Consider the following 13,084-nt stretch of genomic DNA (forward strand, 5'->3'; position numbering starts at 1 on the left):
GTGCATATATCTGAGGGAATTTTAAATAGCGAAATTTTAGTAGCTGGCTGGGTCGTATCTGGCGTAATCAGTGCATATGCTCTATACAAAATGAATTCTCAAGAGATACCGAAAGTCGCCATGCTTACATCTTTATTTTTCATAGGTTCTTTTGTCCATATTCCGGTAGGGTCAACTAGTGTTCATCTGCTTTTTAGTGGTCTTATAGGCGCTATAGGTGGTGTGAACGGATTTTTGGCTATATTTATAGCTCTTTTTTTTCAGGCTTTACTTTACGGATTTGGCGGTATAGGAGTGCTTGGCGTAAATACTCTTATTATAGCTGGACCGGCGGTTTTTCTGTGGTATTTTTTAAGACCCAAGATAACAACTCATCTAAATTTTGTCTCTTTTGTTGGCGGATTTTTGCCCGTATTTTTTAGTGTTTTACTATTGATTGGAGTTTTGATTTTAAATAGTGTGCATCTTGACTATGCAGTATATATGATAATTTTATTTAATTTGCCACTTATGATAATAGAGGGTCTAATATCTCTTTTTGCGCTTAAATTTATTATGAGATATAGACCAAATTTCTTATGAGTAAGCCGGTTTGCTATCTTTTTATAGTTTTGATTTATGATATTTTTTTGCTTTCGGCTAGCGAATTTTATCCTCTTGACTTTTTAATCCCGTTGCTTGCATTTTTGCTGTTTGCAGAGAATAAATTTAAAGTTTTAACCTGGCTTTTAACGCTTAATGTTTTTTTGTTTTTTGTTGTTTTTTCATATATTTTAAACGGTGATTTTTTTATCGCAAAAGTAGTTTTTAAAAGGACAAATTTGATACTTCTTTTAGTGCTTAGCCTATTTTTGGGCAGGAATCAATACTTTTTAATTAAAGCTCTTTATTCTATAAAAATTCCTCAAAAATTACTAGCGGTAATGATTATAAACAGCAAATTATTTGAAGAGCTTTTAAATCAAATTTCTAAGATACCAAACACTTTACAAGTGCGTGGTGTAAAGGTAAATTTTTCTATTTTTACCTATAGGGCCTATGCTAATTTGATTGGAAAGATTATAGTTAATGGATTTGATAGATCGTTTGAAATCTACTCTGCTATGAGAGTTAGGGGATATAAAGGATATATAAGTTTTTTGGATATGCAAAGAGCAAATTTAAGTGAAATTTCGCTTTTGATTTTGACCTTGATTGCAGCTGGTTTTAGGATTTATAAATTTGTAGGATAGAGATGGAAAATATAATAGAGGTTAGAAATTTATCCTTTGGATTTGATGGAAAAACTGTTTTTGAAAATATAAATTTAGATATCAAAAAGAATTCTAAAATTTTAATTTATGGTGCAAATGGAGTTGGTAAAAGCACATTTTTATCTATTTTGGCATCTATTAATAGTGCAACAGGCGGACAGGTCATAATAAAAGAAAATTTAAAAATTTCATATCTTTTTCAAAATAGCAACGATCAATTTATAGCTCCAAGCGTAATTGAAGATGTAGCTTTTTCGCTTTTGGCCGAAGGAGTGGATGCTAAAATAGCTCAAAATAATGCTACTGAAATTTTAGAAAAATTTGAAATTTCACACCTTAAGGATCGCTCTATCTACAATCTCTCGGGCGGCGAAAAGAGGCTTGTGGCAATAGCCGGAGCTTTAGTAAGAGATGCCGATATATATCTTTTTGATGAGCCGTTTAATGAGCTTGATAGTTATAAAAGCGAGCTTGTTTTAAAAAATTTAAACGAAAAAAACAGAGCTTTTGTGATAATCACACATCATAAAAGAGATATTTTTGATAAAGATACGATTAGTTGTGAATTTTTTAAAGACGAATTGGTTATAGATGATTTAAAGAGCTAGCTAAGGGCTCTTTAAATCAATGTTCACCTTTATGTAGGAAATAAAGTCCTAAACAAAGAGCCAGAATAGACACTGCTAGGTATGCCATTTCAAGAGGTGTATTAAAATTTGCATGTAGGACTCTTTGGAAAAAATTTACGATTAAAACCATTACTATTACTTTTGCCAGCTTATCTTTTAGCTGATCTAGCGAATGCACTTCAAGCACGCTAGAGTGTCTTGAGTCTTTCATATGTTCGATTTCACCGATAAAAAGCTCGTAAATTCCAAAGCTAAATATAAAAAGCACTAACGCCATCAAATAAAGATCTATCGCTCCCACTATGACCCCTACGACATCCGAGTGAAAATTTTCAGGATGATGCCCTTTAAAAAAGTAAGCGTAAATATCTCCAAAGATAACAAAAATATCGTAACTTGCGATAATAAACAGCACTATAGCCCCAAGCAGACAAAATATTACAGGCAAGATGGCAAAAATTCTGCTTGACCACATTAGCCTTCCAAATATACTCTTTAGCATAAAATCTCCTTAAAATTTAAGAGCCGACATTCTATAATATTTTGACTGAATTTGCAAAAATAATTAGAAAAATAAATCATAATATTAAGCGGTAGCCGTAAAATTTATATATGATTTTACGGCTAAATTTATAGCTAATCTTGTAGTTCAATCCATTTTTGCGCGATTCTTACTGCGTTTGTGGCAGCTCCTACGCGAATTTGATCGGCTACACACCAAAGATGAAGCACGTTATTTCGGTAGTTATCCTTGCGAATTCTGCCGACGTAAGTGTCGTTTGTGTTGCTTGCAGTTAGCGGCATAGGATAAATTTTTTCTTTCGGTTCATCTTCTATAACGATGCTTGGCGCGTTTTTTAGTATCTCTCTTGCGTGCGCTGCGTCTATGTCTCTATCAAAATGTATAGTGATGGCTTCCGAGTGGCTTCTAAGTACAGGCACTCTCACGCAAGTCGCGCTTACCTCCATCTTTTTATGAAGGATCTTTTGGGTTTCATTAACCATTTTCATCTCTTCTTTTGTGTAGTCGTTATCCAAAAACACGTCAATGTGCGGTATGAGGTTAAATGCAAGCTGATGTGCAAAAACCTTCGGCTCGCACTCATCAAGCTTAAACTCAAAGAATTTTTGAAGTTGCAGCACAAGCTCTTCCATACCCTCTTTGCCTGCACCGCTTGCTGCTTGATATGTAGCCACGTCTACTCGGTTTATGCCAAATGCGTCATCAAGCGGCTTTAGAACTTGTACCATTTGGATGGTTGAGCAGTTTGGGTTGGCGATTATGCCACGATTTGTCCATTGAGCGATATCTTGCGGGTTGCACTCAGGCACCACTAGCGGGATATCTGCTTCCATTCTAAAGTGGCTTGTGTTATCTATGACCACAGCTCCGCTTTGCGCTGCAAATGGCGCAAATTTAGCCGATATAGAGCCACCAGCACTAAAAAACGCTATATCGATCTCGTGTTCGTCAAAGACACTCTCTGTAAGCTCAACGACCTTATACATCTTACCGTTAAACTCAACTTCACTTCCTGCACTTCTTGAGCTTGCAAGCGGTAAAAGTTCGTTCACCGGGAAATTTACCTCTTCCATCACGCGAAATATCTCTTCTCCTACAGCCCCTGTAGCACCCACTACAGCAACGTTAAATTTTCTCATAGCCACTCCTTTATACCGTATTTATCAAGTTTATCACGCAAATTTTCTTCGCTTAAATTTAAAATTTCGCAAGCCTCTTTTATATTTCCGTCCACGCTTTTTATCACATCTATGATGAGCTCTTGCTTGATCGTCTCTTTGTCTTTTACCCTTCTAGCTTGTAAAAATAGATCTGCGGCTGAAATTTCTTCGCCTTCGCTCATTATCGCAGCTCTTTGAACTACCGAGATAAGCTCTCTTATGTTACCAGGAAATTCGTAGCTTTCAAGCTCAGCTTCGGCTTCTTTTGAAAATTTCTTAGCGTTAAAGCCAAATTCAGAGCACGAGCTTTCAAGCGCTTTTTTTGCGATTGGTAAAATTTCCTCTTTTCGCTCTCTAAGCGGCGGTATCATGACAGGAATAGTGTTTAGCCGATAAAAGAGATCCTCTCTAAATTTGCCCTGTTTTATCAAATTTTCTAAATTTGCGTTAGTCGCACATACGATCCTAACGTCTATCTTCGTGCTTTTGGTTGCGCCAAGCCTCGTTATCTCGCGCTCTTGCAGCGCGCGCAGAAGCTTTGGTTGAAGAGATATAGGCATCTCGCCGATCTCATCTAAAAACAAAGTTCCGCCGTCCGCAAGCTCAAACTGACCTTTTTTTTGCGCGGACGCGTCGGTAAAAGCTCCTTTTTCAAAACCAAAAAGCTCGCTTTCAATGAGATTTTCAGGGATCGCCGCCATATTTAGCGCGACAAAAGGCTTGTTTGTGCGAGGCGAGTTTTTATGTATGAAATTTGCAAAGAGCTCTTTGCCAACCCCGCTTTCTCCCATAAGCATTATGCTTACGTCCGTTGCCGCCGCCTTTTTGGCTATATTTACAGCTCGCTCAAGTTTTGGCGAAGTAGCGTAAAAGTCGCCGTTAGTCTCTTCTTTTTTTCCGTTTTGTTTTTTAAAATTTGAAGGTGTTTTTTGATTTAAAATTTCAACTCTTTTTATGGCTTGATAAAGAGTTTGGACATCAAAGGGCTTTGTTAAAAAGTCTTTTACCCCAAGCCTAACACTCTCAATGGCTTTGTTAAGAGTGGCGTTGCCCGTCATTATGATCACATCAAATTTTCCGTCCAGCGTCTTTATAAACTCTAGTCCGTCCATCGTAGGCATGTTTATATCCGTTATGATAAGCTCGGTGTCATCACTCATTTTTTTAAGCGCTTCAACAGCGCTTTTGTAGCTTTTGATTTTTAGCTCTTCGTATTCGCCAAGGGCTATTTCAAGGGATTTTCGCATATTTATGTCATCTTCGACAATGACTATATTCATAATCTACTCTTTTATCTTAAATACGCCGATAATAGCAGAATTTGGCTTAAATTTAATAGTAAATCGAATCGGCAAAAGCGTAGTGTCAGTTTTGGTGTGTAGATTTATACCTTTTGAATTTTGGCTATGAGTGTAGAAGTCTTGAACTTTAAATTTCTGCGACAAAAAGCACTCAAACAGCTTTTCTTTGTGCGAATTTAAATACTCTAAAGCGCTATCCTTCGCATCTTTCTGTTCGTCTATCTCACACAAAAACTCATCTTCAAGACCGGTTAAAACCATGGCTTTTGAGATAGCGAAATTTTCGTAATTTACAATGTGATTTTTAGTAGAAATTTTGGCCCAAAGGATAAACTCCTCCGAGCCAAAAATGTTGGTTATTATAAGGATTAATAAGCAAAAATTTCTTGCCACTTGCTTTGATCTAGCTTAAGTTCCATTCTAACGCGATACAAGCCGTCTTTGAAGTCGTATTCGACTATTGAGGCGTTTTTGATAAGACCGCTTACTTGAGTAGTGATAGTTGAGTCCCTTAGCATCGCGTCTCTTACGGTATCTTTTGAGTTGATTTTAACGCCGTAAAGTTTTTCTGCAAGCTGTCTGTGCGCGTCAGCTATCGCGGCACGTTTTGCAAGCGCTAAAGACTGAGCTTGAGAGACTGTGTTAAGCGGTGCTATGCCCTCTCCAACAGCGCTAAAAGAAGCTTCCACCGGAGCTGTGTCATATATCATCTTCTCTTGTCTCATCACATCTCTGATATCGTCTTTATCGACTTTTTGGACAACAACATCTTGCTGTGCCATATTTGCAGTGACATCCTTGCCGGAACAACCACTCATGATCAGCATAGCTACGCCAACTATCGCAACATAAAAACTCTTCATTTTATAACCTTTTTATAAATTTCATTTAATTAAGCAAAATTTATTCCAAAATACTACCGCTATCTTCGCCGTTTTCTTCGCCTGCTTCAAAGTCTTGGTTATCGCTTTCTTCTTTAGGGCATTTTGCTACGCTTACCACGTCATCACCGTCTACGTTTACGACGATTACACCGCTTGTGTTGCGTCCAGCCTTTCTGATGCTTTGCATATCGACTCTTATCATCTTTCCGCTTGAAGTTAGCGCCATCAGATCTTGTTCTTCATCGACCATCACGACACCTACCAGATCGCCTGTGCGGTTGTTTAGCTTCATGCAGATTACGCCCTTGCCGCCACGATTTGTTAAGCGGTACTCTTCGGCAGTTGTGCGCTTACCGATACCTTTTTGAGATATGCTAAGCACCTCTTGCTCGTTGTGTTCTATTACTGCTGCGCCTACGACTTCATCGCCAGGTTCTTTAAACTTAATTCCGGTTACGCCGCGAGCGGTTCTTCCCATCTGGCGAACTTTGCTAACGTTAAATTTAAGGCACATTCCTTTTTTAGTAACGACAAATAGCATCTTTCCAGCCGCTACGTTATCAGCGTTTTCGTCTAAATTTTCATCTTGAATTTGCTCTTCTTGCACCACCTCTACGCTTTCATCGTCACTTATAGGCGGTATAAATTCATTTCCGTCGCTTTCAACGATTAGCGCTGTTACCAGCTCGTCGTTTTCATCTAGGCTAATAGCGCGAACACCGATAGAGCGGATATTTTTAAACTCGCTTAAATTTGTGCGTTTTACTACGCCGTTTTTCGTAAAGAAAGCAAGCGATTTACTCTCGTCAAAATCAGTCGTCGGTATGATAGCCATGATCTTTTCGTCAGGCTGAAGCTGAACTAGATTTACCACCGCTTTACCCTTGGCTGTGCGGCTTCCTTCAGGAATTTTATAAACTTTTAGCCAGTATAACTGTCCGCGGTCAGTCACAAACATCAACGTATCGTGAGTATTTGAAGTAAAGAAGCTCTCGATAAAGTCATCATCGTAAGTTGTCACAGCCACTTTACCTTTGCCGCCGCGTTTTTGCTTCTCGTACTGCTTGCTTGGCACGCGTTTTATATATCCGCGGTGAGTGATAGTTACAACCATGTTTTCATTAGGGATAAGATCTTCGATGTCGATATCATCGTAGTCATCGACGATCTCGGTCACGCGAGGAACCTTAAATTTGCTCTTTATCTCGATTAGCTCTTCTTTTATTAGCTTTTCAAGAAGCGTTTCGCTCTTTAAAATTTCATCAAGTCTTGCTATCTCGGCAAGCAGCTCTTTAAGCTCGTTATCGAGTTTTTCGCGCTCAAGACCGGTTAGCTTGCTTAATCTCATATCTAAAATCGCATTTGACTGAAGCTCGCTAAGTCCAAATTTAGCCATCAATCCATCACGAGCTGAAGTCGTGTCAGGGCTATTTTTTATAAGTTCTATAACTTCGTCGATATTGTCAAGCGCGATCTTAAGACCTTCTAATATATGCGCTCTTGCGCGTGCTTTTTGAAGCTCAAAAATAGTTCGTCTAATTATGACCGTTTTGCGGTGATTTAAAAACAGCTTAAGCAGATCAATGAGTCCAAAAATTTTAGGCTCTTTGTTGTCGATCGCAAGCATTATCACGCCAAAGGTGCTCTCCATCGTGGTTGATTTAAAGAGGTTGTTTAGCACGATATCGCTCATCGCGTCGCGTTTTAGCTCGATAACTACGCGAATGCCGTCTCTATCGGACTCATCGCGCACCTCGCTGATACCCTCTATCTGCTTTTCTTTAACTAGATCTGCAATCTGCTCGATGAGGCGCGCTTTGTTTGTTTGGTACGGAAGCTCGTCGATTACGATCACATCTTTGTTTGGCTTTTTTTCGATGTGAGTTTTTGCTCTTATCTTTACGCGGCCTCTACCCGTACGGTAGGCTTCTATGATACCTTTTTTACCAAATATTATGCCGCCTGTGGGGAAGTCCGGACCCTTTATATGCTCCATAACCTCTTCAAGAGTCGCGTTTTTATTTTCAAGAACGAGCAAAAGCCCGTCGATTAGTTCGTTAAGGCTGTGCGGAGGGATATTTGTAGCCATACCGACCGCGATACCGCTTGAGCCGTTTAAAAGCAAATTCGGCACTCTGGCAGGCAAAACGTCCGGCTCAACAGTGCTATCGTCGTAGTTTGGGATAAAATCAACCGTATCTTTATCTATATCTCGCAGTAGCTCTTCAGCCAGTATCGTCATCCTAGCTTCGGTATAACGCATCGCAGCAGCGCCGTCGCCATCGACTGAACCGAAGTTTCCTTGACCGTCCACGCTTGGGTATCTCATAGAAAACGGCTGAGCCATACGCACAAGCGCGTCATATACCGCAGTATCGCCGTGCGGGTGGTATTTACCGATGACGTCACCGACTATACGGGCTGATTTCTTATACGGGCTTCTTGAGCCCACGCCAAGGTCGTTCATGGCGTATAAAATTCTTCTGTGAACAGGCTTTAGCCCGTCTCTTGCGTCAGGAAGTGCGCGTCCGATGATGACGCTCATAGAGTAGTCTAGATAGCTTGCTTTTATAGAGTCTTCGATGTCTATAACTTCGATATCTTGATTTGCTTCAAATATATTTTCCATTTGTATCCTTAAAATTAACTCATAGATTTTAGCTGAAATTTGATAAAAAGTTGCTAAATACTAATACTTTGCATCGGCTAATACTAGTGCGAATAGTACTTGAACTCCAGCTTTTTCAAGTGTGTTTTTGGCTTCTAAAATTGTTGTGCCTGTGGTTATTATGTCATCGACTAGGATAACTGGAAATTTGGGCTTTTTGTTGATTTTAAAATTTCTTGGATTTTTGAGGCGATAGGCTAAGTTTTTTCCTGCATAGGTTAAATTTGAAGTCGCATGTAAGCTGGCATAAAGTGGCTTTATCTCCTTATTTTTAAGAGCTCTTGCTAAAATTGCCGTGTGAGAATAGTCAAACTTAACTCTATCATCTATCGCAACCGCATTTATAAAAGAGCCGAATTTAAACTCTTTAGCAAACTGTTTAAAGCTTAAATTTGCTAAAATTTTATAAACAAAATTCCCATGAAATTTATGTTTTGAGGCGAGCAAATTTTTAATTTCAGAATAATCAAAAAAACTGTAAATTTTAAACTCATCCTCTAAAATTCTAGTTCTTAAAGATGAGCTTTGAAGATGATTAGCGCAAGTTTTGCAGACTGTTTTTAGGCTAAAATTTCCACAATTAACACAACGCATCTAGCTTTTTATAATTTGAAGAGCAGCTCTTTTTACAATATCGTTTAAAAGCTCATTCAAAAATTTATCAAAAACTCCGCTTGTATGAATAGGTGCAAATTTTGTCTGGCTTTGGGCTACGTTTTTTGTAATAGTAGTCTCTCCTTTTTTAATTGTAAGCAGGAGTTTAGCATTGCCTTTTAGGTTATCACTGCCATATCCGCTTAAATTGGCCCTTAGTTCAACTATCTTTATATCTACTATTAGATCGCTTGAAAAATTACTCACATTTCCACCAAGCCTTACTAGCTCGTTTGTGATGCCATCTTGTAGCCAAGCTTTAATATCGTTTTGAAGTGTGACATACTCGCTGACACTTCCCTTTGAATCGGTAATTGTAGCTATTACACTTTTGTTTTGGCGCATATCTGTTACGCTATTTATATGAATCTGTCTATTGAATCCTAGGTTGCTTGAATTTGATTGATATGGGCTTAAATTTATCACATCACTTCTTTGGGAGCAGCCTAAAAAAGCAAAAGCGATCAAGACCGACAGGATGTATTTTTTCATAAATTTACCTTACATCTTTGAAATTTCTTCCGCGACCTTGTTGGCTGCTTGTTTTACCAGCAAGGATACGTAGATGTCAAACTGTCCTGTCCTGCTTACTGCAAGCTTTTTTACCTCTTGTTTTGTAGTGATGTTTAGCATTCTGCTGAAGTTTATATTTTTGATCTTAAGCACGCCAAAAAGCTGAGAATTTAGCTGCTCTTGGTTTCTGCTGTAAACGCCTTTAAGCTCGGTAAAGGCAAAATCCAGTCTATATGTATAAGGCGAGGTTTGATCCTCTACCACAAGGATGCCTCGCGAGAGTAGCTCTTGCTTTAAAAACATATAAAATAAAAGCTCAAGCCTTGGATTTGAGTTAAACATAACCGTACTTCCGTTGGCTCTTATGTATTTTATGCTTTGAACGTCCTCTCTTTCATCTGTTATCCTGTGTAAATAAACCTTTTTAAGCGCGACTTTCGTGTCTATCATATTTTTTTTAAGGCAGCATTTTATGGCAACGTCGCTTCTGTATTTTGCGCCGTTTATCGTTACCGTGTCTGCTGAGCCCTTGCAAGAGCTACAATCAACAGGGATCTTCATAACCTCTTCGAAGTGAAATTTAGCATCGCTTGAAGATGAGCTAGAGACATTGCTGGCTAAAACAGGTCCGTCGCTTGTCTTGGAAGAGCAACCCAAAAATATAAAAGCCGCCGCTATCATCAAAAAAATCGTCTTAAATTTCATCCTACATCCTTAAAATTTTATATTAACCAAAGCAAATTTTATTCCGCCTGCGAATTTAGCCCGAATTTAAGCCTTAATCTATCTTAAGCACGCTTAAAAACGCCTCTTGCGGTAAATTTACCTTGCCTATAGCCTTCATCCTTTTTTTACCCTCTTTTTGCTTTTCAAGCAGCTTTCTTTTACGCGTTATATCGCCGCCGTAGCACTTGGCGGTGACGTTTTTGCCCATTGATTTAACTGTCTCGCGCGCTATGATTTTATTTCCGATACTTGCTTGGATAGCCACTTCAAAGAGCTGCCTTGGCACGATCTCCTTCATCGCTTTTACGAAGTCGCGACCCTTGCTTTGCGCCTTGCTTTCAGGCACGATGATGGATAGTGCATCGACCGTTTCACCGGCAACTTTGATATCAAGCTTTACTAGATCTCCTTCGCGGTACTCGCTAGGCTCATAATCAAAGCTCGCGTAGCCTTTTGTGCTTGATTTGAGCTTGTCGTAAAAGTCCATAACGATCTCATTCATCGGTATGTCGTATTCAAGCAGTACGCGCTCAGGAGTGATGTAGTCCATTTTGGTCTGGATCGCTCTGCGGTTATTTAAAAGCGTGATGATGTTGCCTAAAAATTCAGTCGGCGTGATGATGGTTGAGCGCACGTAAGGCTCTTTTATCACTTCGATTTTATTTACAGGCGGAAGCTGGCTTGGGTTTTGGATGGCTAAAATTTGCCCGTCCGTTTGGATAACTTCGTATGTTACAGTTGGTGCAGTTGCGATTAAATCAAGGTCAAATTCACGCTCTAAGCGCTCTTTGATAACCTCCATGTGAAGTAGTCCCAAAAATCCCACCCGAAAGCCAAATCCAAGCGCTACTGAAGTCTCAGGCTCATGGCTTATCGAGCTATCGTTTAGCTTGAGTTTATCAAGCGCGTCGCGTAGATCTTCAAATTTATCCGTTTCTATCGGATAAAGCCCTGCAAATACAAATGGCTTTGCTCTCTCAAAGCCGCCAACCGGCTCTTTGAGTGGATTTTTAGCAAGTGTTATCGTGTCGCCAACTTGCACATCGCTTACGTTTTTAAGCCCAAGAACCACGATACCTACTTCGCCCGCGCTTAATTTACTTGTCTTAATCGGTGCTATCGGATTTGGATACATGAGATCAAGCACGATATGCTTTTTGCCCGTGCCCATAACCAAAATTTCATCGTTTTTAGCTAGTTCGCCGTCGTATACGCGCACAAGAGCCAGCGCGCCGAGGTAGTTGTCAAACCAACTATCGTAAATCAGCGTCTTAAGCGGACTTTTTAGCTCTCCGTGAGGTGGCGGAACACGCGTGATGATGGCTTCAACCAGCTCTTTTATGCCTATGCCGCTCTTTGCACTTACTTCGATAGCGTTTGAGCAATCAAGCCCGATAACGTGCTCTATCTCGTTTTTTACGCGCTCTGGATCGGCCGCCGGAAGGTCGATTTTGTTTATCACAGGGATGATTTCGAGATTGTTTTCAAGTGCGATATAGACGTTTGCGATCGTTTGAGCTTCGACTCCTTGGCTTGCATCAACCACAAGCAGCGCTCCTTCGCAGCTTGCGAGGCTTCTGCTTACTTCGTAGCTAAAGTCAACGTGACCCGGAGTGTCGATTAGATTTAGGATAAATTTTTCGCCGTTTAGATTGTATTCAAGCCTTACGCTTTGAGCTTTTATCGTGATACCGCGCTCTTTTTCGATATCCATCGTGTCCATTATCTGGCTACTCATCTCGCGGTCGCTTACTGCTCCGCACTCTTGGATCAAGCGGTCTGCGAGTGTGCTTTTGCCGTGGTCGATGTGGGCGATGATGCTGAAATTTCTTATGTTCTTCATTAAATTTTGCTCTTGTGTTTTAAAATTTGTCTTATTTTGCCAAAAAATCTTTTATTTTTCGCTAAATTTGAGCATTTATACGTCTGCCTATATCTTTTAGTTTTGAAAACTGCTCGATGAGGTTTGGTGCATCATCAAGGCTTATGGCAAAGGTCCATAGGTATGTTATTACCGAGTAGATATGTCCTGCTGTTGCTTTATCGTTTGCAAGAGTTATGATCGCTAGACTAAAAAGTATGGCGGCACTTATGCCGATGATTAAAAAGCTCATCGCTTCGCGGTTTGATATCCTTACTCTTAAGTGTGAAAGTAGCTTATAGTGCCTTTTTAGCTTGTTTTCTCTGGCTTCTTTTATCCTACCAACCTCTTTTTCTATCTGGTTGTTCAGTCTTAAGTAGAGTTTGTCGTTTTTGCTTATGTATCTTGGCAACAAAAGAGCAAATATAATAATTACTATAAATGTCGCTAGACCCACGTAAAATTCGATAAAAAATAGCATCATCACAGAGCCGAAAATAGAAACCGCCGAAGTAAAAAGCATAGGAAAATGCTGCTCAAAGAAATCTACAAATTCCCGCGACAAATTTGCTCTTGCTATTATTACGGAGTCGTTTTTTGACTCTTTTTTCTCGCCCATTATGACTTTTACGGCAAGATCTGCATAAATTTTAGTAAAGACCTGCGTATCTACCTTGCGTCTTGCGGCACCTATACACCAGCCTATAAGCACCATAAGCGAATAGGTAAGCGCAAGTAGGACTTTGCCCTCTATGATGGCGTTTATAGCGATACCTGCTAGCAGTGGATATACAAGAAACAGTCCGTTTTCGGCAAGCACCAAGCTAAATGCTAAAAATAGCTTTTTGAAATTTTGCTTGGCAATAAGTTTTAGCGTTTTAAAAGCGCTATTTTGCATGAAATTCCTTTGCT

Annotated in this window: 14 protein-coding genes; 3 read left to right on the forward strand and 11 right to left on the reverse strand. The window is 39.6% G+C overall.

Translation table 11 applies throughout. The features are described 5' to 3' along the window. Genes cbiM through CDOMF_RS01985 form a run of 3 tightly spaced genes read left to right on the forward strand, consistent with a single transcriptional unit; the run spans position 1 to position 1,861 of the window. Positions 1-582 (forward strand): cobalt transporter CbiM, encoded by a 582-nt coding sequence (gene cbiM / locus CDOMF_RS01975; RefSeq protein ID WP_260952213.1) that lies wholly within the window; start codon positions 1-3, stop codon positions 580-582. Then, complete coding sequence (locus CDOMF_RS01980; RefSeq protein WP_260952214.1) at positions 579-1,232, forward strand: energy-coupling factor transporter transmembrane protein EcfT; 654 nt, start codon at positions 579-581, stop codon at positions 1,230-1,232. Before cbiM ends, CDOMF_RS01980 begins: the two co-directional genes overlap by 4 nt. Positions 1,233-1,234: 2 nt before the next feature. Next, complete coding sequence (locus tag CDOMF_RS01985; RefSeq protein ID WP_260952215.1) at positions 1,235-1,861, forward strand: energy-coupling factor ABC transporter ATP-binding protein; 627 nt, start codon at positions 1,235-1,237, stop codon at positions 1,859-1,861. A gap of 16 nt (positions 1,862-1,877) precedes the next feature. Here the strand turns inward: CDOMF_RS01985 and CDOMF_RS01990 are convergent, their stop codons facing one another. The 11 genes from CDOMF_RS01990 to CDOMF_RS02040 form a co-directional block, all read right to left on the reverse strand. Continuing rightward, entirely contained in the window at positions 1,878-2,384 is a 507-nt protein-coding gene (locus tag CDOMF_RS01990; RefSeq protein WP_260952216.1) for a YqhA family protein, read from the reverse strand. 134 nt (positions 2,385-2,518) lie between these two features. Beyond that, positions 2,519-3,544, reverse strand: coding sequence for an aspartate-semialdehyde dehydrogenase (locus CDOMF_RS01995; protein ID WP_260952217.1), 1,026 nt, complete (start codon positions 3,542-3,544; stop codon positions 2,519-2,521). Continuing rightward, entirely contained in the window at positions 3,541-4,845 is a 1,305-nt protein-coding gene (locus tag CDOMF_RS02000) for a sigma-54-dependent transcriptional regulator (protein WP_260952218.1), read from the reverse strand. The genes CDOMF_RS01995 and CDOMF_RS02000 overlap by 4 nt, the downstream gene beginning before the upstream one ends. Positions 4,846-4,848: 3 nt before the next feature. Next, positions 4,849-5,259 (reverse strand): hypothetical protein, encoded by a 411-nt coding sequence (locus CDOMF_RS02005; protein WP_260952219.1) that lies wholly within the window; start codon positions 5,257-5,259, stop codon positions 4,849-4,851. Further along, positions 5,235-5,729, reverse strand: coding sequence for an LPP20 family lipoprotein (locus CDOMF_RS02010; protein ID WP_442863515.1), 495 nt, complete (start codon positions 5,727-5,729; stop codon positions 5,235-5,237). The genes CDOMF_RS02005 and CDOMF_RS02010 overlap by 25 nt, the downstream gene beginning before the upstream one ends. A gap of 40 nt (positions 5,730-5,769) precedes the next feature. After that, positions 5,770-8,379, reverse strand: coding sequence for a DNA topoisomerase (ATP-hydrolyzing) subunit A (gene gyrA, locus CDOMF_RS02015; protein WP_260952220.1), 2,610 nt, complete (start codon positions 8,377-8,379; stop codon positions 5,770-5,772). Between the two features lie 60 nt (positions 8,380-8,439). After that, positions 8,440-9,012 carry a ComF family protein gene (locus CDOMF_RS02020; RefSeq protein WP_260952221.1) on the reverse strand — a complete coding sequence of 191 codons (573 nt, stop codon included), beginning with the start codon at positions 9,010-9,012 and terminating at the stop codon, positions 8,440-8,442. After that, positions 9,013-9,564 carry a YajG family lipoprotein gene (locus CDOMF_RS02025; protein ID WP_260952222.1) on the reverse strand — a complete coding sequence of 184 codons (552 nt, stop codon included), beginning with the start codon at positions 9,562-9,564 and terminating at the stop codon, positions 9,013-9,015. Between the two features lie 9 nt (positions 9,565-9,573). After that, entirely contained in the window at positions 9,574-10,290 is a 717-nt protein-coding gene (locus CDOMF_RS02030) for a hypothetical protein (protein WP_260952223.1), read from the reverse strand. A gap of 73 nt (positions 10,291-10,363) precedes the next feature. Beyond that, a complete protein-coding gene (lepA, locus tag CDOMF_RS02035; protein WP_260952224.1) occupies positions 10,364-12,154 on the reverse strand; it encodes a translation elongation factor 4 in 1,791 nt (596 codons plus the stop codon). A gap of 61 nt (positions 12,155-12,215) precedes the next feature. Continuing rightward, positions 12,216-13,070, reverse strand: coding sequence for an ABC transporter six-transmembrane domain-containing protein (locus tag CDOMF_RS02040; RefSeq protein ID WP_260952225.1), 855 nt, complete (start codon positions 13,068-13,070; stop codon positions 12,216-12,218). Positions 13,071-13,084 lie beyond the last annotated feature (14 nt).

Source organism: Campylobacter sp. RM16187 (genome assembly GCF_025319965.1).
In the GTDB taxonomy this organism is placed as follows: domain Bacteria; phylum Campylobacterota; class Campylobacteria; order Campylobacterales; family Campylobacteraceae; genus Campylobacter_A.

What these genes read in the sequence shown, in the direction of transcription:
- CDOMF_RS01980 (WP_260952214.1), top strand. Translation starts at nt 579, where the DNA reads ATGAGTAAGCCGGTTTGCTATCTTTTTATAGTTTTGATTTATGATATT.
- CDOMF_RS01985 (WP_260952215.1), top strand. Translation starts at nt 1,235, where the DNA reads ATGGAAAATATAATAGAGGTTAGAAATTTATCCTTTGGATTTGATGGA.
- CDOMF_RS01990 (WP_260952216.1), bottom strand. Translation starts at nt 2,384, where the DNA reads ATGCTAAAGAGTATATTTGGAAGGCTAATGTGGTCAAGCAGAATTTTT.
- CDOMF_RS01995 (WP_260952217.1), bottom strand. Translation starts at nt 3,544, where the DNA reads ATGAGAAAATTTAACGTTGCTGTAGTGGGTGCTACAGGGGCTGTAGGA.
- CDOMF_RS02000 (WP_260952218.1), bottom strand. Translation starts at nt 4,845, where the DNA reads ATGAATATAGTCATTGTCGAAGATGACATAAATATGCGAAAATCCCTT.
- CDOMF_RS02010 (WP_442863515.1), bottom strand. Translation starts at nt 5,729, where the DNA reads ATGAAGAGTTTTTATGTTGCGATAGTTGGCGTAGCTATGCTGATCATG.
- gyrA (WP_260952220.1), bottom strand. Translation starts at nt 8,379, where the DNA reads ATGGAAAATATATTTGAAGCAAATCAAGATATCGAAGTTATAGACATC.
- CDOMF_RS02020 (WP_260952221.1), bottom strand. Translation starts at nt 9,012, where the DNA reads ATGCGTTGTGTTAATTGTGGAAATTTTAGCCTAAAAACAGTCTGCAAA.
- CDOMF_RS02025 (WP_260952222.1), bottom strand. Translation starts at nt 9,564, where the DNA reads ATGAAAAAATACATCCTGTCGGTCTTGATCGCTTTTGCTTTTTTAGGC.
- CDOMF_RS02030 (WP_260952223.1), bottom strand. Translation starts at nt 10,290, where the DNA reads ATGAAATTTAAGACGATTTTTTTGATGATAGCGGCGGCTTTTATATTT.
- lepA (WP_260952224.1), bottom strand. Translation starts at nt 12,154, where the DNA reads ATGAAGAACATAAGAAATTTCAGCATCATCGCCCACATCGACCACGGC.
- CDOMF_RS02040 (WP_260952225.1), bottom strand. Translation starts at nt 13,070, where the DNA reads ATGCAAAATAGCGCTTTTAAAACGCTAAAACTTATTGCCAAGCAAAAT.